Origin of the sequence: Psychrobacter sp. ANT_H59, from assembly GCF_008369225.1 — a bacterium.
Classification (GTDB): Bacteria; Pseudomonadota; Gammaproteobacteria; order Pseudomonadales; family Moraxellaceae; genus Psychrobacter; species Psychrobacter cryohalolentis.
This window is the reverse complement of sequence record NZ_VOBE01000001.1, coordinates 521,302-541,223: the sequence shown is the minus strand read 5'-3', so window position 1 is coordinate 541,223 and position 19,922 is coordinate 521,302. Positions and strand designations below refer to the sequence as shown.

15 protein-coding genes and 1 tRNA gene are annotated in these 19,922 nt (G+C 44.7%); all 16 read right to left on the bottom strand.

Features of this window, described 5'->3' with window-relative positions:
- Positions 1-26: 26 nt before the first annotated feature.
- Positions 27-842 carry an urease accessory protein UreF gene (locus tag FQ083_RS02110; RefSeq protein WP_149408630.1) on the bottom strand — a complete coding sequence of 272 codons (816 nt, stop codon included), beginning with the start codon at positions 840-842 and terminating at the stop codon, positions 27-29.
- Entirely contained in the window at positions 835-1,389 is a 555-nt protein-coding gene (ureE, locus tag FQ083_RS02105; protein WP_149408629.1) for an urease accessory protein UreE, read from the bottom strand. Before ureE ends, FQ083_RS02110 begins: the two co-directional genes overlap by 8 nt.
- 122 nt (positions 1,390-1,511) lie before the next feature.
- Positions 1,512-3,644, bottom strand: a complete 2,133-nt coding sequence (ureC, locus tag FQ083_RS02100; RefSeq protein WP_149408628.1) for an urease subunit alpha — start codon at positions 3,642-3,644, stop codon at positions 1,512-1,514.
- A gap of 74 nt (positions 3,645-3,718) precedes the next feature.
- Entirely contained in the window at positions 3,719-4,021 is a 303-nt protein-coding gene (ureA, locus tag FQ083_RS02095; RefSeq protein WP_149408627.1) for an urease subunit gamma, read from the bottom strand.
- 150 nt (positions 4,022-4,171) lie between these two features.
- Positions 4,172-5,161 (bottom strand): urease accessory protein UreD, encoded by a 990-nt coding sequence (locus FQ083_RS02090; RefSeq protein ID WP_149408626.1) that lies wholly within the window; start codon positions 5,159-5,161, stop codon positions 4,172-4,174.
- Positions 5,162-5,205: 44 nt separating this feature from the next.
- The gene (gene urtE / locus FQ083_RS02085; RefSeq protein ID WP_149408625.1) at positions 5,206-5,904 is read right to left on the bottom strand and encodes an urea ABC transporter ATP-binding subunit UrtE; all 699 of its coding nucleotides are present in this window, start codon (positions 5,902-5,904) and stop codon (positions 5,206-5,208) included.
- Between the two features lie 46 nt (positions 5,905-5,950).
- Positions 5,951-6,907, bottom strand: coding sequence for an urea ABC transporter ATP-binding protein UrtD (gene urtD / locus FQ083_RS02080; protein WP_149408624.1), 957 nt, complete (start codon positions 6,905-6,907; stop codon positions 5,951-5,953).
- Complete coding sequence (gene urtC / locus FQ083_RS02075; protein ID WP_010200558.1) at positions 6,907-7,977, bottom strand: urea ABC transporter permease subunit UrtC; 1,071 nt, start codon at positions 7,975-7,977, stop codon at positions 6,907-6,909. Before urtC ends, urtD begins: the two co-directional genes overlap by 1 nt.
- Positions 7,978-7,987: 10 nt before the next feature.
- The gene (gene urtB, locus FQ083_RS02070) at positions 7,988-9,787 is read right to left on the bottom strand and encodes an urea ABC transporter permease subunit UrtB (RefSeq protein ID WP_149408623.1); all 1,800 of its coding nucleotides are present in this window, start codon (positions 9,785-9,787) and stop codon (positions 7,988-7,990) included.
- A 152-nt stretch (positions 9,788-9,939) separates the two neighbouring features.
- Positions 9,940-11,250 carry an urea ABC transporter substrate-binding protein gene (gene urtA, locus FQ083_RS02065; RefSeq protein ID WP_149408792.1) on the bottom strand — a complete coding sequence of 437 codons (1,311 nt, stop codon included), beginning with the start codon at positions 11,248-11,250 and terminating at the stop codon, positions 9,940-9,942.
- A gap of 674 nt (positions 11,251-11,924) precedes the next feature.
- A tRNA-Ile gene (locus tag FQ083_RS02060) sits at positions 11,925-12,001 on the bottom strand.
- 82 nt (positions 12,002-12,083) lie between these two features.
- Positions 12,084-12,887 carry a pteridine reductase gene (locus FQ083_RS02055; RefSeq protein ID WP_262498172.1) on the bottom strand — a complete coding sequence of 268 codons (804 nt, stop codon included), beginning with the start codon at positions 12,885-12,887 and terminating at the stop codon, positions 12,084-12,086.
- Between the two features lie 59 nt (positions 12,888-12,946).
- Positions 12,947-14,134, bottom strand: coding sequence for a tRNA nucleotidyltransferase (locus FQ083_RS02050; protein WP_149408622.1), 1,188 nt, complete (start codon positions 14,132-14,134; stop codon positions 12,947-12,949).
- A 159-nt stretch (positions 14,135-14,293) separates the two neighbouring features.
- Positions 14,294-16,615, bottom strand: coding sequence for an NADP-dependent malic enzyme (locus tag FQ083_RS02045; protein WP_020443216.1), 2,322 nt, complete (start codon positions 16,613-16,615; stop codon positions 14,294-14,296).
- 329 nt (positions 16,616-16,944) lie between these two features.
- Positions 16,945-18,411: a protein adenylyltransferase SelO gene (locus FQ083_RS02040; RefSeq protein ID WP_149408621.1), complete on the bottom strand. Its 1,467-nt coding sequence runs from the start codon at positions 18,409-18,411 to the stop codon at positions 16,945-16,947.
- Between the two features lie 244 nt (positions 18,412-18,655).
- Entirely contained in the window at positions 18,656-19,834 is a 1,179-nt protein-coding gene (locus FQ083_RS02035) for an acyl-CoA desaturase (RefSeq protein WP_188004058.1), read from the bottom strand.
- Between the last annotated feature and the right edge of the window lie 88 nt (positions 19,835-19,922).

Below are 19,922 nucleotides of genomic sequence, written 5' to 3'. Positions count from 1 at the left end.
TCAATAAGTGTTTGGGTTATCAGCGATTAAGAGCGAAATAAGCGACTATATTGCCTTTCATGCTGGCAAGACAGGAGCGCTAAATTTGGTAAGTTAGCGGATATTTGTAACTGTTGATAAAGTAGATTTAGCCTTGATATCGCTATGTCAGGCGTATCTGCCATTAACGGCAGCCTTTGAGCGTACAAAAAACTTTGCTTGACGCGAGCAGCCAGTGGCTGTACTTGTTGGCTTAGTAGCTGTTGCAGCTGCCAAATGATTCGCTGTCCTGCCATTTGCCCAAGCGGTACGGTCTTGACCGCAGCCAGCACCATGTTTTCGATTTGGCCAAAGGCGTAAGTGGTCATGGCTTGTACAGGGTTAAATTGCCAGTGCGAGCTAATATGGGCAAACAGCGGCAAAAACCCATGGGCGAGTAAGCTATCAGGCACATTGAGCTCAAGGACATTATCAAGCCATGCGGATAAAGACAGAGCCAATTGACTTGACTCATAGACGAACTCTTTGGTTTCGCGGCTAGCGTGGTAATCTGCACCTAAAGCATCAGCAAGTGTGACGTCCTCAATCATAAGGGCTTCAATCATGAGCGCTAGTAGCGGTAGCTCATAACGACATAATGCCAGCTCCAGATAATCACTCATAAAATCCATACTACTGCTTTCATCATGAATAAGCCCTGACTCAATAGCAGGTTCTATGCCTTGCGAGTAGGTATAACTGCCAATAGGTAAGTTGCTTGACGCCAGCATGAGCAAACGTCCGGTCACATCTGCATGATTCAAATCATTTATACCTTGTGCGGTACTGGCAGGATGCTGGGAGTGCGTGGCATGATTAATCATGAGAGTTGCCGTGGGTGTGTGAATGGTCATGGTCGTGATGACTATGACTATGATTATGACCATGAGAGTGAGAATGTCCGCCTTGATTGCCTTTATAAGCACCAGTCTCTGGCTCAAAGGGCGCTTGTACGGCTTGGGTATGTAGGCCAAGTTGATGTAACATCGCTTCTAAAACATGGTCAGGCTCAAAGTAGAGGGCAGTAGGGGTCAGCATTAAAGGCACATGGCGGTTGCCTAAATGGTAAGCGCCTTTCATAAGGTCAAAGTTATTATCGGCAGTTACTTCGATTAATCCCTGCTTGGCGGCCATAATCTGTATTAGGTTGCCTTGATAGTCTGCTAAAACACTGCCATTCTTAATGGTTTCCGTACGTGGCAAATCAACACCAATGGATTCTTGGTGCTGGGTTTCTGCTTTAAAACGGCTACGCTGACGGGTGTCGAAATCTAAATATAAAAATTTTTCTGCCTGTTTTTGCCTATCAATGATCGCCTGTTTTTCAGCGCTAAGGGTTGATGGATCGAGACGTTGCGTATAAATGTTCATAATTATGTTTATAGTCCGTTTAAGTAGATGATTCACAGCTGATCGTGGATTATCAGCACGACAATAAAAAGCAGCTAGAATAAAAAGTAGCTAGAATAAAAAGTAGCTAGAATAAAAAGTAGCTAGAATAAAAAATAGCGCTGTGCCATCGGTAGATAGTCGGCAGGCTCACAGGTCAGCAGCTCACCATCGGCATACACTTCATAGGTCTCAGGGTTGACCTCCATCTGAGGACAGTAGCTGTTGAATTTCATGTCTTGTTTGCGTACCTTGCGAATGTTGTGTACTGCTTTGATGACCTTTTCTAATCCTAATTGCCTATCAACACCCTTATCAATAGCCACACTTGACATAAAGGTGATGCAAGTCTGCGCCACTGTCTTGGGGAAGCTGCCAAACATGCTGCGATAGTGCACAGGCTGTGGGGTGGATATGGAAGCATTGGGGTCGCCCATAGGTGCCGCTGCAATCAAACCGCCTTTTATAATTAAATCAGGCTTTACGCCAAAAAATGCAGGCGACCACAACACTAAATCTGCCCATTTTCCCAACTCAAGTGATCCCACTTCATCACTAATGCCATGGGTAATAGCGGGATTGATGGTGTATTTTGCGAGGTAGCGTTTGATACGAAAGTTGTCGTTGCCGCTATCAGAGTCAGTGGGACTTAGCATGATATTGTCTAAGGATTGCTCAGTTTTAGCTGATTGATCAGGAGCAAGGTGACCACGCTGGGCTTTCATCTTATCAGCCGTTTGCCACGTGCGAATAATGACTTCTCCCACGCGTCCCATCGCTTGCGAATCACTACTCATCATGGAGATAGCACCCATATCTTGTAAAATATCTTCAGCGGCAATGGTTTCTTTACGAATACGGCTTTCTGCAAAAGCGACATCTTCAGCAATGGCTGGGCTTAAATGGTGACAAACCATAAGCATGTCGAGATGCTCGTCAATGGTATTAATGGTGAAAGGGCGCGTCGGGTTGGTTGATGAGGGTAAGACGTTGGTTTCGCCAATAGCTTTTAAGATATCTGGGGCATGACCGCCGCCAGCGCCTTCGGTATGGAAGGTGTGGATACAACGGTCTTTAAACGCGCCTAGAGTGCTATCTAAATAGCCGCTTTCATTTAACGTATCAGTATGAATAGCCACTTGCACATCATATTTTTCAGCCACGCTAAGGCAATTGTCAATGGCTTTGGGCGTGGAGCCCCAGTCTTCATGAAGCTTAAGCCCGATAGCACCCGCTTCAATCTGCTCTACAATGGGGGCAGGTAAACTAACATTGCCTTTACCTAAGAATCCAATATTCATTGGAATAGCATCAGTGGCTTTTAGCATGCTGTGAATATGATAAGCACCAGGAGTACAAGTAGTGGCAAGAGTACCTTCAGCAGGTCCCGTACCACCGCCTAACATCGTGGTTATACCAGATATTAGTGCAGTTTCACATTGCTGCGGCGCAATGAAATGAATATGGCTATCGATACCGCCAGCAGTCAAGATTTTACCTTCTCCTGCGATGATTTCGGTAGCAGCGCCAATAGGTAACGTCACGTTAGGCTGAATATCAGGGTTACCAGCTTTACCGATACCACTAATGCGACCCTCTTTGATAGCCACATCTGCCTTATATATGCCGCTGTAGTCCACAATCAGAGCATTGGTAATAATAGTATCGGCAACTTGCTCACCTATTAGCTGTGACTGACCCATGCCATCGCGGATAACCTTACCGCCGCCAAATTTAACCTCTTCACCGATGCTGACGCTATCAATGTCAGGCTGGTGATCAATATGACTGGTCAAGTCATATTCAACCTCAAGCCATAAATTTGTATCGGCTAAGCGTACCTTATCCCCTGTGGTAGGGCCAAAATGTTCGGCATAGATACGTCGGTCAATGCGTTTTTTCGAGGTAGTTTGAGAGATTTTAGGGTTTACAACGCCCATAACCTCGCCTGAAAAACCATAAATGTGCTGTCTACCTGAAATGGCAACCAGCTCCACTTCACGCGCTTGGCCCGGCTCAAAACGTACAGCAGTGCCAGATAGGATATTGAGTCGATAGCCAAGCGTCGACTCTCGATCAAAGCTCAGTGCTGCATTGACTTCATAGAAGTGATAATGAGAACCGATTTGAATAGGGCGGTCGCCGGTATTGATTACTGCTATGGTTTGCACGCAGCGACCAGCATTCAATGCCATATCGCCTGCTTTAATCTTATATTCGCCTACTTTCATCGTCATTTTTATTATCCTTAATCGTCTTACGGCAATGGCTCTAGTTCAATATCGTTGTATACGACTTTATAGCAAACAAGCTATACGATGGGGTTATGTACCGTCACCAGCTTAGTGCCATCGGGGAAAGTGGCTTCAACTTGGACATCATCTATCATCTCTGCGATGCCTTCCATGACGTCATCGGCAGAGAGATAAGTGGCTCCTTCACTCATCAGTTGTGCCACGGTTTTGCCATCACGCGCGCCTTCCATTAGTAACATACTAATGTAAGCGATAGACTCAGGATAATTAAGCTTGACGCCGCGATTTTTACGACGTTCCGCCACCATGCCTGCGGTAAATAGTAAGAGTTTATCTTTTTCTGTAGGATTTAATTGCATAAAGCTTCCTTAATAATTATTGTGCTTTAAAGACTATGATTCGTTTTTAATCTTCATAAAGTAAAGGTGCCAAGTTAAATGTACTAAGTAGAGTCATTCTGGTTTGATTAAGCATTGTTCAGGGATGAGATTAAGTGGGAGCACATGATATTAGGTGTCCCAAATTCTCGGTCGATGAGGCTCAAGCGCATACCATTTAGACCTGATAAGCTCGCGAATTTGGTAAAAAGCTTCAAAGCAGGCACGCACATCTGCCCCTAAATAACGGCAATTGATACCTTGAAAATTGTGAGTACAGTGAATGGGTAGTGACTGCTGATCAATGAGGCTGCGTATCTCTGTAATAGTGGTATCTAAATATTGACCGAGCTTGAGCGGATTATTCTGTAACTCAGGCGCAATGACCTCTGTGCTAGGTATTGCCCAAAAAGAGCCATGCACATGTTGATTGTTCAGCCCTAATGGTGAGGTAAACCAGCGCGTATTGGCTTGCTGGGAAGTGCACTCACTGACCAATAAATCACTCTCACGCCATATCTCTAAGCGGTTGGCATAATGACCATTAGCAAACGTCTCTTGATACGCTTGACGTCCGAACACAGCAATATCCCAAGTCAATAAACTTGCCGTCTTAGCCAAATAAAAGCGATTATTGGCAGTAGAGACAGAATGATCGTAATAGATACTTTCTTGAGGGAGCCATTCAAGAATAGCGTGGTTATCAAGGTGGGCGTCGATATGCTGTTCTGCGCTGACAACATCATTAAAACAGTCGTTAGAAGTGTTGTTATTTGCCGATTGAGTACCGTTGTTAAATTTTGATGAGTCGCTAGGTCTAGAGGATCGTAATGATTTGCGTTGCCCGTACCATTTGCCGGCTCCAGGGGTGGTAATCACCGCATGGCTGTTAGAGTGTAGGTCAAATTCCAATGTTAAGCGGTCATCATCGGCGATACCAGCAGGAGGATACAACACATAAATATGGCAAATCCCTGCTTGGCTGTTATCAGTACTATCAGGCTCAGTATACAGCGCGCGCTGCACCATGAGTGCGCCAGTATGGGCACGATGACACAGCCGAGTTTTTGCAGCAGTAGAGGCGCAGTCGAAATGAAGCTGTAGTGAGGATTGCCAAGTCAAAATTGTATTTCCTTTTAGAAAGTGCCCTTTTAGAAAGTGTCCTTTTAGATTGCCACCAACTCTTGAATGTTGTTTTTTGCCATGTCAACTCCAGCCCCTTGAGCAACTACTTGTCCTCTAGAAAGCACGGTATAGTTATCGGCAAGCTCTTCTGCAAACTCATAAAATTGCTCGACCAGTATAATGGCCATTTTACCTTGATAACCTAAATCCCTAATGACCCGCCCGATGTCCTTGATGATAGAGGGCTGAATACCTTCAGTCGGCTCATCGAGTACCAGCACAGATGGCTCGGAGGCAAGCGCACGAGCAATAGCGAGCTGCTGCTGCTGACCGCCAGATAGATCGCCGCCGCGCCGATGCTTCATCTCGTCCAGCACTGGAAATATATCATACAAGTGTTTGGGTACTTTGCTTGCTTTTCGTTGAGAGAATTTCGCCATGCCAATCAGAATGTTTTCTTCAACGGTCAAAGTGGAAAAGATATCACGTCCTTGCGGTACATAAGCGAGACCTGCGCGCACACGCTGCTCAGGCGTCATCTGACTAATGTCCTTACCGTCTAATAAAATTTCACCTGATTTTATTGGTAGGATGCCCATCAAGCATTTAAGCAAGGTGGTTTTACCGACGCCATTACGACCCAGTACCACGCTACATTTTCCTACAGGGGCGGCGAGGGTGACATCACGTAAAATGTGACTGCCACCATAATATTGATTTATGGCATTAATTTCTAACATATAAGCACCTCTATTTTTTAGGTCTATTTCTAAGCACTACTACCAATTATCGACCCAAGTAAGTCTCAATGACGGCTTCATTATTCTGCACTTCACTCAACGTGCCTTCAGCCAGAATAGCGCCATTTGCTAAGACCGTTACTTTCTCACTGATGGCATCAATAAAGGTCATGTCATGCTCAACCACGATTAAAGTATGATTCTTTTTGAGGCGCAGACATAACTCAGCGGTATGTTCGGTTTCGGCATCTGTCATGCCTGCCACTGGTTCATCAAGCAAAATAAGCTTTGGTCTTTGCATCAGTAACATCCCAATCTCTAGCCACTGTTTTTGACCATGAGATAACAGTCCTGCTGGCTTGTTAATCAGATCTTTTAGGCGTATTTGATCAAGCGTTGAGTCAAGTGTATCTTGGATTTCTGCATCAATACGAGTAAACCAGCTTTTTGATACTCGTTTGTCCTTTGGCGCGGCCAGCATTAAGTTATCAAGTACGGTAAATTTCTCAAACACGGTAGGTTTTTGAAACTTACGGCCAATACCTGCTTCGGCTATTTCTTCGGTAGATAGTTTGGCTAAATTATGTACTTGACCGAAAAATGCACTGCCTTTAGTGGGACGCGTTTTACCCGTAATAACATCCATTAAAGTCGTCTTACCTGCGCCATTAGGGCCGATGATGCAACGTAGCTCGCCTGCCTCAATGTATAAAGATAGATCATTGAGTGCACGGAACGAGTCAAACCACACGCTAACGTCTTCTAAATACAGCGCAATACCATGTCTCATATCCGGCCCTGATTTGGGAACAGGATGCGCCAAGCCCCCGCTATCTCCGTAATCTTCAGCCAAAGTAGTGACTGGTCGGGTAGGCGTGTTTTCTGCGACCGTTATGTGTGGTGTATTTTTAGAGTTTTTCATTGGATTATTAATACTAGGATTGTTTTTAACAAGCGCATCGTTAGTAACTTTTTGGGAAGTAGCAACATTAGTTATTAACATTATTCTTTTTCCTTTTTAAAACGATCAAGTACGCCAATGATGCCGTTAGGGAGAAATAAAGTAACCACCACAAATAATCCACCTAGGATAAGCAACCAAAACTCAGGGTAGGCGACGGTAAAATAAGTCTTAATTGCATTGATTGCACCTGCACCTACGATAGCACCAATGAGTGAACCTCTTCCTCCCGCAGCCACCCATACTGCCATCTCGATAGAGTTGACGGGGTTCATCTCACCCGGATTAATGATGCCAACTTGCGGTACATATAGAGCACCAGCGATACCAGCAATGACTGCAGACAATACCCAAGCAGAAAGCTTGTACCAAAGCGTGCGATAGCCTAAATACTGCAATCGATTTTCACTATCACGAATGGCACCGAGCACGCGCCCATAAGGCTGGCTCATCAGGTAGCGTAGTCCAAGATAGGACAGTAGCAGCGCCAAAGCGGTCGTAAAACACAGCACAGCCCTTGTTGAAGAGGCAGTGATGTCATAACCTAATAGCGTGGTAAAACCTGTGAAGCCATTGTTACCACCGAAGCCTGTTTCATTACGGAAGAATAATAAGGCTGCCGCATAGGTCATGGCTTGAGTAATAATCGAAAAATAAACCCCTTTGATTTTTGAGCGAAAAGCAAAATAGCCAAAGATGAAAGCGACCAGACCCGGAACTAATACCACTAGAGCCATCGCCCACCAAAAATGTTGAGTACCTGCCCAATACCACGGCAGCTCGGTCCAGCTTAAGAAACGCATAAAGTCTGGCAAGCCCGTGCCAGCAGTTTCACGCGTCAAGTACATGCCAAAGGCATAACCTCCTAGCGCAAAATAAAGACCATGACCTAAGCTTAGAATGCCGGCATAGCCCCAGACCAAGTCTAAAGCCAGTGCTACCATGGCGAGCGCCATTATTTTACCAATCAAAGTTATCCAGTAAGCAGACAGGTGAAAACTAGAGGTTTCAGGTAGTAGATGGAGCCAAGGCAATATCAGTAGCACTAAAAAACACAAACCAATCAAAATGGCATTACGTGGGGAATCAGATAATAATTGAGTCAAACGCATGAGGTTCTCCTTAATCCACAAAACGGCCTTTGAGGGCGAATAAACCTTGTGGACGTTTTTGAATAAACAAAATCACAAGAACCAGTAATACAATCTTAGCCATCACAGCACCAATGCCAATCTCTAGCACCGTACCACTGACACCAAGACCTAAAGATGCCAATACCGCGCCCCATACTTGCCCAACACCGCCAACCACGACGACTAAGAACGCATCAATAATATAAGTCTGACCTAAGTCGGGTCCGACATTGCCTACTTGCGCTAAGGCACAGCCAGCGAGACCTGCGAGACCCGAGCCAAGTCCAAAAGCCAACATGTCGATGCGAGCAGATGAGATACCAACTGCACGTGCCATTTGCCGGTTTTGAGTGACAGCGCGCACAAATAGCCCGAAACGAGTCTTATTAAGTAAGTACACCAGTAGCATAAGAATAATGATGGTAAAGCCGATAATAGCGATACGGTTGAAGGGAAGCACAAGGCTCGAGGACACTTGATAGGCACCGCTCAACCAGTCGACATTGCTGACTTCGACGTTTTGCGCGCCAAATATCATCCGAACCAACTGCATAAGAATCAAACTGACACCGAAAGTTGCCAGTAAGGTTTCAAGCTCACGACCGTAAAGCGGGCGAATAATGATTCGTTCGATAATCATGCCGATAATGGCACTGACTAAGAAAGCGACGGGTATAGCAGCAACCAGATACCATCCAGTCATACTAGGAAAATACGCCTGAAAGAGATTTTGCACCATATAAGTGGCGTAAGCACCAATCATAATGAGCTCACCGTGGGCCATATTGATGACCCCAAGCAGACCAAAGGTAATGGCAAGCCCTAATGCCGCGAGTAGTAAGATACTTGCCGTACTAAGTCCCGTGAACAGATGACCTATCCAAGTACTGATGGTAATGCGCTGCTCAATACTATCCTCAGCATCTAACAGCGCAGATTTGAGCACAGGATCGATATCATCTGCCGCCAATGCTTTTTTGACATCAACTAAGACTTGCGGGCTATCACTATCAGCAAGGATGGTAAGCGCGGCAATTTGGGTAGTAACGTCGCCGTCTCTAAAATCAATCCTCGCTTGTAAAGTACTCAACGCTGTTTTGACGTCGTCGTCTTGCTCATTAGTGGCAGCAGTACTTATGAGCGCTGGATCTAGCTGTTCGATATTGTCCGCTAAGATAGTAACTGCCTGCATACGTTGCGTAGGATCGTTTGACTCAAGCTTAACCTTGGCTTGTCCAAATACTAAGGCTGAGCGTAGCGTATTGGTCAAAGTCACTTGCGCCAAGTCACTCGGCCACTCGGTGGTCAGCTGCTTAACAGGATAAGTAAATAGCTCATCTTCGCTGTTAAGTAGGTAGGTTTTCCCGCCATTGCCTTGGTATAGCTCATCGTTTTTTATCAGCTCAACTAAAGTATCCAAACTCTCAACTGACCCCGGCCACTGGTTGAGCATGGTTTGGCGAATGGTGAAGTCAGCAGCAACGAACTGCTCGATAGCATCCCCTTTACTTATCGCAAAATTAGTAGGCGTAGTCAGAGACTGCTTGTTTTGAGCAAGTAAGGTGTCGTCTTGAGCGAGTAAGATCTCTTCACTTACAGCATTGGATGTCGCTGCCACAGTATTAGTAGATAGTTTCTCGCCATGGCTGTGGGCTATTGGCGTCTCGTGAGCATGAGCAGCTGATGTGATAGCAATGAGGAGGAGTAAAGATAGTAAGGCGATGATAAAAGTCTTATTAGAATAATTGGCTTGCGCGTCACTTTTATAATAGGAAGGGTAATGTGACATGATGGTTCCTTTTTTGCAGTCAACACTCCTCTAACCTCTACTGAAAAACTGTTTTATCAGTAGAGGAGCTAAAGGGTTGCTGGTATTGATACCATTAAGGGGCTAAGGGCTAAGGGCTAAGGGCTAAGGATTGCGGTTTAGGTGACAACACCTTATTTAGGAATGTACTGACTCCATGGCTCAGCACGAATGACTTTTGGCGTTTTGCTGATCACATCGAACTGACCATCGGCACGGATTTGACCGATCATGACAGGCTTCCATAAGTGATGGTTTTCCTCATCCATTTTCAATGTATACCCTGATGGTGCGTCAAAAGTCTGACCTCCCATACTAATACGCACTTTGTCGACATTAGTGGTACCTGCCTTTTCGACTGCTTGTTTCCACATATTGATACCCACGTAGGTGGCTTCCATAGGATCATTGGTTACGACCTTTTCAGCATTCGGTAGCTTATGATCTAGCGCATATTTCTTATACTTTTTGGTGAAGCCGCTATTGACAGGATTTTTAACCGACATAAAGTAGTTCCATGACGCCAAATGCCCTTGTAATAAGCTGGTATCGATACCGCGAAGCTCTTCTTCTCCTACTGAGAATGCCATGACTGGGATATCAGAGGCTTTAATACCCTGATTGGCAAGTTCACGATAAAAAGGTACGTTTGAATCCCCATTAATGGTAGAGATAACCGCCGTCTTTTTACCAGTAGAGAAGCTTTTAATGTTGCCCACGATGGTCTGATAGTTGCTAAAACCGAAAGGGGTGTACTCTTCCATGATATCTTTTTCAGCGACGCCTTTAGATTTTAAGAACGCACGCAGTATCTGGTTAGTAGTCCGAGGATAGACATAATCTGTCCCAAGTAAGACAAAGCGTTCTGCACTACCACCCTCTGGACTCATTAAGTATTCAACGGCAGGAATAGCTTGCTGATTGGGAGCCGCCCCAGTGTAGAAAATGTTTTCTGACTGCTCTTGACCCTCGTACTGAACAGGGTAGAACATGAGGCCATTTAACTCTTCAACGACAGGCAGCACTGACTTACGTGATACCGACGTCCAACCACCAAATATGACATCCACTTTGTCTTGAGTTAATAGCTGACGTGCTTTTTCAGCGAATAACGGCCAATCAGAAGCGGGATCTACGACGATTGGCTCTAGCTGCTTACCCAACACACCGCCATTAGCATTAATTTCATCAATGGTCATGAGCGCAGTATCTTTTAAGGATGTTTCAGAGATGGCCATCGTTCCAGATAAAGAATGCAAGATACCAACTTTGATGGTGTCACCATCTGCCGCAGGGGTAGTAGTGGTCTCGGCCGTTTCGGTTTTTGTGGCTGTAGAATTGGTTTCAGCACTAGTTTCTGCAGGTTTTTGACAACCTATAAGGCTTAAGCTACCTACGACGGCTACTGCTAGTAGAGACAAACGTGATGTGAGTTTTGAGTCGATACGATAGTTTGTACTGATAGGAGTAGCAGTGATAAGCGTTGGCAATAAAGACATATATTTCTCCAAAAAGATAAAGTAGCAGCTTGGTAGGCCGAGTTAACAAACCATTTCTAACTGCTATTAACACTTCAATATTTATGCCATTCCAAAATACACAATAAACGCACCAATATCGGTCTTTTTAGGAGATATTGCACTTTTTTCGCACCATGATGGTTTTTATGATTTTCTATGCACCATAAGTGTCTAGTCTAAGAGGATTAAAACGATTACATTGAAAGCGGTGGGCTGCTAAGTTCAGAAAGCGTAAATAAGGGTGCTTGCAAAGCAAACCCCGATATTAATTAAGCCAATTGAGTACTCATAAAAGCAGCAAGGACTTGCTAAGACATGCCAGCATGTAGTGGCATAATAAATTCGGACAGCTGCTAAGAGGTCATACTAAACAAAAGACGGAACATAGTATGACCAACAAACGCAATCAATATACCCGATAATTCAAATTAGAAGCCATCAGCTTAGTCGTTGAACACAAACGTAAAATACCTGACGGTGCTGATTCATTGGGGATAGGCAAATCCACCCTCAGAGGTTTATCGCACACTTTAACAAGCCAGCTAAAAACACTAGACAACAAAAAACCCCATAAACATTGCGTTTACGGGGTTTGAATTTGGTGGGCCCAGTAGGACTTGAACCTACGACCAAAGGATTATGAGTCCTCTGCTCTAACCAACTGAGCTATGGGCCCTTTAGACGCACAATGATACCTGATTTTTATATATTTTCAAGTAAAAATTAGCAGATAGCGCCTACTATTTGATGAATTATCATTAATGACCACCAGCCAGCGTCAAACTGCGTCCACCATCTACCGTTATTATCTCACCCGTCACATAACTGGCATGTGCCAAATAAAGCACACCATGGGCAATGTCAGCAGGGACGCCTATGCGCTGCATAGGGATAGAGCTTATAATCTTATTTTGCTGCTCGCTATCAAGCGCTTGATCGCTATCTGCATCGGGTAAAATATTGACCCCAGGCGCGACCCCATTAACGCGTACATCAGGCGCCATATCTAGCGCTAAAGACTGTACCATCATCCGGTGCGCCGCTTTTGCCATATTGTAGACGGTATAATTGGCAAATGGCTTATCATGCGCATGGATATCAAGCAAACTAATAATACAGCCTTGCTGATTTTTTAGATAAGGATATAGCGCTTGGCTTAATAGTAATGGCGCTTTGGCATTGCTTAACAGCAGCTCATCCCATTGGTCATGAATAATACTGCCAAGGGGAGTGGGATAAAAGCGAGAAGCATTATGTACCAGTACGTCTAGTTGCCCAAATGCTTGCATGATGGTTTGGGTTAGATGCTCAAGAGTATCAGCCTGATTCACCACTGCCAAATCTGCAACAATAACCACGGCGCTATGAGGGCAATTATCATTTAGCTCGTCTGCTAAGGCATGGGCCTCTTGCTCGCTATGATGACAATGAATAATAACGCGATAGCCTTGCTTATGAGCCGCACGAACAATAGCAGCACCGATACGCTTAGCACTGCCCGTAACGAGCATGACAGGCGCAGGTATCGTCATAGTCTGAATAGGTGGAAGTTTTTGAGTCATGTTAGTATTTTGATTAAAATATGGGTTTAAGGTTTCAAGGCGTATGCAGACCCTTTCAGTCAGACAGCTCGCGTTTGTAAATGTTCAATCCTGCCTTGACGCAGCGCTTGACCGATCGCTGGACCTTTAAGATTTTGATCAATATCATTCATACCAATAGCGTGAAAGCTATTCAACGCCAACATCATTTGTCGATGTTGTAGCGCTAACTGCATGACTTGGCTTGTGACTAAGAGCTGCGAGAGTTTTTCAGGTGCTTTATGGGCGCTACAGGCTTGAATAAGATCTATTTTTTCAGCCGCCGTGAGATGGTTAATAGTACTTAATTTTGCGATTTGTTGAATAAATAAGCTGGCAAACTGAGTTTGTGCTTTTGGTACTTTAGCCGTGTTGCCAATATCATTCATGCCTTTACAGGCCATTGTCACATCAGAGGCGTCTAAATTGTTAGGATTGGCATGAGATACAGAGGATAACAGGCTGGTCATCAGTAGGGCCCAGCGCTGCGATAAGTTAAGCTGCATTTGACCAGAAAAATATAGTGCTGTTTGTACCGTTTCTCGTATCTGCCCATCGTTCCAAGCCTGATGTAATGGGGCAAAGTATCCTGTAAGGGCGCCGATATCAAATAACTGTTGCCAGTATACCTGAGGGGAGAGTTGCATCATTGCACGGCTTGACTCTTGCCAAATACGCTCGCTACTTAAATGGGCAAGCTCTCCTGAGTCCACCAATTCACGCATCAGTACTAACGTTTCATCCGCGATGGTAAACCCCAAATCATAGTAGCGGCTATAAAAGCGCGCTGTTCTTAACACGCGTAAAGGGTCTTCGCTAAAGGCATTTGAGACGTGACGTAAGGTCTTGCTTTTTATGTCGTCCAGTCCGCCATAATAATCAATCACGTCACCATTTATCGGGGTATCGTCGGTTAAGCTAGTAACCTCTATGGCCATGGCATTGATCGTCAAGTCGCGCCGCTGCAAATCGTCTTTTAAACTAACGTCAATACTGGCATGCACGCTAAAGCCCTGATAGCCCAAACCTTGCTTACGCTCAGTTCGTGCGAGGGCATATTCCTCACGGCTCACCGGATGCAAAAATACAGGGAAATCTGCGCCTACTTGCTGAAACCCTGCGTCAAGCATCTCAGTAACTGTTGCCCCAACGACAACGAAGTCTTTATCTTTGATAGGGCGTCCTAATAGCTGGTCACGTACCGAACCGCCGACGAGATACACTTGCATAATATTCTCTTTATATTTACTACCAATTAACCTAAATTTTGTCAAAAAAAACCAGCCAATACTTTAGGCATTGGCTGGTTTTAGTATAGCAGACGGTCTCTATAAAAAATGCAAGAGACCGTCTTAATTGCGCACTTTGACTTTGAAGAACGTAATCGATTACTGCTTCTCGTTATCTAAATCCTGAGCTTCAGTGACCGCAAGTGCCGTCATATTAACCACACGGCGCGCTGTGGCTGATGGCGTTAGGATATGTACAGGTTTGCTTGCACCTAACAAAATAGGACCGATAGACGCGCTACCGGTTGCTGTCTTGAGCAGGTTAAAGGCAATGTTCGACGCATCTAACGTTGGCAAGATAAGTAGATTTGCTGAACCTTTAAGATTGCTCGAAGGCAAGTCATTGGCACGGATATGTTCGTCAAGTGCAGCATCACCTTGCATTTCACCGTCAAACTCAAAATCGACATTCATCTCGGTCAGTAGTTGATGTACTTTACGCATTTTGACCGCGCTGGCACGATCAGAAGTTCCGAAGTTTGAATGCGACACCAAGGCCACACGTGGGGTAATGCTAAAGCGGCACAATTGCTCAGCTGCCAATACAGTCATCTCAGCCAATTGCTCAGCAGTTGGGTCTTCATGGATATAGGTATCAGCAATAAAAATATTACGATCTTGCATGAGCACCGCATTCATCGCGTAAAAATCATTAATGCCTTCTTTTTTATTGATCACTCTGCCGACATATTTTAAATGCAGCTGATAGTGACCGAATGTACCACAAATCATACCATCGGCATCGCCATTTTCAACCAAAAGCGCACCAATTAAAGAGGTTTTGCGGCGCACATCACGGCGAGCAAGCTCGATACTGACACCAGTACGTTTGTTTTTCTCGTAGTAGCCTTTCCAGTAATCGTTATAGCGCGGATCATCATCAACATTGACGATAGTAATGTTCACGCCATCTTTCAAGCGTAGTGCTAGCTTTGCAATGTTATTTTCGATCACTGAAGGACGACCGACCAAGATTGGATAAGCCAACTGCTCATCGACGACCACTTGTACCGCTAATAGTACGTTGCTGTCTTCGCCTTCACAGTAAACGATACGTTTTGGATCTGCTTTTGCACGAGCAAAAATAGGCTTCATTACAAACGCTGAGTTATAGACAAACTCAGACAGACGCTGACGATAGGCTTTCATATCTGCGATAGGAAGCGTTGCAACGCCTGAATCCATAGCCGCTTTGGCGACTGCAGAGGCAATTTCAATGATTAGGTTTGGCTCAAGTGGTCCTGGAATCAGGTAATCACGACCAAAGCTTGGCGTACTTTCAACGTTTTTGACGTTGCTCATTGGCGTCGCTTCCACATGTGCCATAGCAGCAATGGCGCGTACGCATGCAATTTTCATCTCTTCGTTGACAGTCGTTGCGCCCACATCTAATGCACCGCGGAAGATATAAGGGAAACACAATGCGTTGTTTACTTGGTTCGGATAATCAGAGCGACCGGTTGCCATAATAACGTCTGGACGGACGGCATGGGCGATTTCTGGCATGATCTCAGGCGTTGGGTTAGCAAGCGCAAAGATGATAGGGTCTTTTGCCATACGGCGAACCATGTCTTCTGTCAATGTACCCGGCATAGATAAGCCTAGGAACATGTCGACATCATCCATCAGCTCTTCAATAGTCGTAGCAGTGGTTTCACGAGCATAGCGTTGTTTGGTTTCATCAAGGTTTTCACGGGTAGTAGAGATAATGCCACGTGAGTCTGATACGTAGATATTGTTTTTATTCACACCAAGGGCGCAAATGATGTCCAAGCAAGAAATCGCTGCAGCACCGGCACCAGAACAAATGATTTTAATATCTTCAATTTTTTTGTTCGTGATGATTAATGCATTAAGCATCGCCGCCGCAACAATGATTGACGTGCCATGTTGGTCATCATGGAATACTGGAATGTTCATACGCTTACGCAATTCGCGCTCGATTTTGAAACACTCTGGTGCTTTGATGTCTTCTAAATTAATCCCACCAAACGTAGGCTCTAAAGAAGCAACTGCCTCAATGAATTTGTCCGGATCGTTTTGTGCAATTTCAATATCAAAAACGTCAATACCAGCGAACTTTTTGAATAGAACCCCTTTGCCTTCCATCACAGGCTTTGATGCCAATGGACCGATATTTCCCAAACCTAGCACCGCTGTACCATTGGTGATAACACCAACTAAGTTGCTACGTGCGGTATATTTTGCCGCAAGAGATGGGTCTCTTTGAATCTCAAGACAAGGAACTGCCACACCTGGTGAATAGGCGAGCGCCAGATCACGTTGGTTTGCCAATTGCTTGATAGGAGTAACTGAGATTTTACCAGGGCGAGGGAACTCATGGTAATGTAAGGCAGCTTGTTCAAACTGCTCTTTTTCCGTACTAGGGGTGTCCGTATTCAAAGTGATATCGTCATTCATAATAATTGCCATGGTTAGGATAAATTGGAATAAATTAAATGGTGATAAAAACTAATGCCTAATTCTCAATAACCATTGAATATGATCATGAGTGTACATTGATTGTTAAGGGGTGCTATGCGGCGCTTAAACATCAGCAAAAAACAACAATAGTGCAAAATAGATAGTCTACATTATCGCCAATAATTTGCCTAGCTAAGGACTATGAACTGCGCACACAATATAATAAATTGATATTCATTATTTAGCTAGTTGATAATGCCAAAAAAATGACCCAAATATCAACCCCAAATGCAAAATATTTCAAAATATTACAGAATAAATATATATTAAGATGAACAGCTGATTGGCATTTGCGGTGCATGAGGCGCAGGCGGTAAGGTATCAAGGTCAATGGCGCTATCATGTAGCGTATAAGGGCTAGCAAGCAACTCGAATACTCTATTTAGTTCTTCAAACTGTCCTTGCTCTGCGGCAACGATAACACGCTGAGCCATGCTGTTACGCAATACATAAATAGGATTGCTGGCTTGCATATCCTCAATTGCTTGAGTAATCGATACCTGCTTTACTTGTGCCAGATAACGGATCGACCATGCTTGCCAGACTTGCTGTGCTTCAGGATTCAGCTCGGCCGTCAAGGTTGCAAGCAACTGCTGCTCATAATGATGCTCGTCCGGTGCGACTAAGCCTAATAACGCTCGGAAACTATTGGTATAGTCGAGTAAATTATCCTCTAGCAGTGTCAACCATTCAAACGCTAAGCTTAAACTCTCACGCTGATGCGGCAATCCAAGCTTGCGGCATAGCCCTTGCTGATAATGCTGCATAAAGGTCGCTTCATAAGGTGCTAGACAATCTGCTAACGTCTCGCGCGTCACACCGTCTAGACGCATAAAGTGCGGTAACCAAATATTTAGATTCCAATGACCAATAGCAGGCTGATTCTGATAGGCGTAGCGTCCGCTATGATCAGAGTGATTGTTGATCCAAGCAGGGTTGAAGCGTTCCATAAAGCCAAACGGACCAAAATCTAGAGTACTGCCGGTAATAGACAAGTTATCCGTATTCATAACACCATGCGCAAAACCAATCAGCTGCCAGTCGGCTATCATCCGTGCGGTACGTTCAACCACCGCCTGCAAAAATGCTAAGACTGGTTTATCACTATCACGGCACTCAGGGTAGTAGGTATCAATCATATAGTCGGTAAATTCAGCGAGTAAGTCGGGCGCAAAGCTGGCAATCCACTCAACATGACCGAAGCGAATATGACTGTCAGCCACACGCATTAAAGCCGCTCCGGCCTCTATTCGCTCGCGGCGCACTTTGGTATCTGATACCACAAATCCCAACGCATTAGAGGAAGAGATGCCAAGTTGAGTGAGCGCATGACCACACAGGTACTCACGAATGGTACTGCGTAATACCGCACGTCCATCGCCCATGCGTGAGTAGGGAGTCAAGCCTGCACCCTTTAGATGCAAGTCTTGTAATTGGTTGTTTTCATCGAGTACTTGCGCCATCAATAAGCCGCGACCATCGCCCAATTGCCCTGCCCATTGCCCAAACTGGTGACCGGCATACGCCATTGATAAAGGCTGAAATTCAGCTGGCACATATTGTCCACCAAGTATCTCAACCCAACGATTCATCAAATCTGTATCTTCCGTCCAGCCCAGCTGCTCAGCAACTTGAATATTAAAATGACCGGCACGAGGATTATCTAAAGGTGTTGGCAATTGCTCATGATAAAGACGGGTGTCTAGTTTGACGTAGGTATTATGATAACGCATAGAAGCTATTCCAATTGAGAGATGTAAGCTAGCAGATAAATCTTAAGATATTAATACAATAAATGCACTATAACATAGCCTTGATATAGCAACATTGCACTCTACCCGTCTCTTGTAAATACTGTCGATTTGATAAGTGGTCATGAGACATAACGGCGCATAAAAAAATCCCCCTATCTGTTGCAGATAGAGGGAAGGAGAAACGTCACAATAAAATACTAAATAATCAAACAGTGATCAATGCTTAAGCAGCTTTTGCGCTTTCGCCGATAGAGCGAAATGCTGTTTTTAGGTTGCTGTTATGCGCTAATATTTTTTGTTCAATTTTGGCATAATCTTGCTTGAGCTCATCTTCAACTTCATGCAAGCGATCAGCAAACTCGGTCTTTTTCAGCTCAATGGTTTTTGCTTTTAACGCTTGCCATTCTTCAACCGTTTGCGTAAAGGCATCGTATTCAAACTTAATACGGTCTTGGAAGCTTTTCATTGCATGAGGAATATCAATACCACTTGATGTGGCCGTATCAATCTGCTGCTGAGCCGCTTTAAATTGCATTTGCACTTCAGCATGCTTGATCGTGGTGTCATCAACGGTACGTAGCTCGCTGGTCAAGCCCAGCTTCGATAAACCAGCGATGAGCCATTTGGTTGGATCATACTGCCACCATTTCACGCCATTACGATAATCGTACTGGAAGAAGTGATGATAGTTATGGTAACCCTCACCCCACGTAAATAGAGCCAAGAAGAAGTTATCACGGGCAGTGTTGGTATCGGTATAAGGGCGCGAACCAAACATATGACATAGCGAATTGATAAAGAAGGTAAAGTGATGCGTCAGTACCAGACGTAGCAAACCAACGATGACCAAAGTACCCCAAACATCACCCAATAACCAACCGATTGCGGCGACTGCACCAACGTTCAATGCAGCAACCCATAAACCGTAATATTTATGCTGAATTTGCAGCGTTCTGTCTTTGGTCAGGTCAGGGATATTTTTATAGTCAAATTTTCCGCTAGGATAATTGCGTAGCATCCAGCCCATATGACTAAAGAAAAAGCCACGCTTCGCTGAGTACGGATCTTCTAGGCGATCATCGACATGACGATGATGCGTACGGTGACCAGAAACCCAATCAAACGCTGAACCTTGTACGGCAAAGGTAGAACCTAACAATAAAAAGTTTTTGACGATTGGATGTGCTTTATAAGCACGATGCGATAGTAAACGATGATAACCAGCTGTGATACTGATGCCCGTCCAAACCATAAACGCACCAAATACGCCCCAAACTGGTGCGCTAACTTGATGGGTGAACAGATACCATGGCGTAATAATTGCTGCAGCAATAGGCGTGGCTACCAGAATAGTCGCTGGAATCCAGTTAATCGGTGCTTTGGTAAACTCAAACTCACGCATATCGATACTGTCTACATCGATAGGCAGTTCAGTCTGCTCAGAGGCGCTTGCATAGTTGCGTTTGGCAACAGGCATCTCATCGAGTGAG

Coding starts and splice junctions, on each gene's coding strand:
- FQ083_RS02110 (WP_149408630.1), bottom strand. CDS start 842: ATGATTAATCATGCCACGCACTCCCAGCATCCTGCCAGTACCGCACAA.
- urtE (WP_149408625.1), bottom strand. CDS start 5,904: ATGTTAGAAATTAATGCCATAAATCAATATTATGGTGGCAGTCACATT.
- urtC (WP_010200558.1), bottom strand. CDS start 7,977: ATGCGTTTGACTCAATTATTATCTGATTCCCCACGTAATGCCATTTTG.
- FQ083_RS02035 (WP_188004058.1), bottom strand. CDS start 19,834: ATGCGTGAGTTTGAGTTTACCAAAGCACCGATTAACTGGATTCCAGCG.
- FQ083_RS02040 (WP_149408621.1), bottom strand. CDS start 18,411: ATGCGTTATCATAATACCTACGTCAAACTAGACACCCGTCTTTATCAT.
- FQ083_RS02055 (WP_262498172.1), bottom strand. CDS start 12,887: ATGACTCAAAAACTTCCACCTATTCAGACTATGACGATACCTGCGCCT.
- ureA (WP_149408627.1), bottom strand. CDS start 4,021: ATGCAATTAAATCCTACAGAAAAAGATAAACTCTTACTATTTACCGCA.
- ureC (WP_149408628.1), bottom strand. CDS start 3,644: ATGACGATGAAAGTAGGCGAATATAAGATTAAAGCAGGCGATATGGCA.
- urtD (WP_149408624.1), bottom strand. CDS start 6,907: ATGTTAATAACTAATGTTGCTACTTCCCAAAAAGTTACTAACGATGCG.
- ureE (WP_149408629.1), bottom strand. CDS start 1,389: ATGAACATTTATACGCAACGTCTCGATCCATCAACCCTTAGCGCTGAA.
- urtB (WP_149408623.1), bottom strand. CDS start 9,787: ATGTCACATTACCCTTCCTATTATAAAAGTGACGCGCAAGCCAATTAT.
- FQ083_RS02045 (WP_020443216.1), bottom strand. CDS start 16,615: ATGAATGACGATATCACTTTGAATACGGACACCCCTAGTACGGAAAAA.
- FQ083_RS02050 (WP_149408622.1), bottom strand. CDS start 14,134: ATGCAAGTGTATCTCGTCGGCGGTTCGGTACGTGACCAGCTATTAGGA.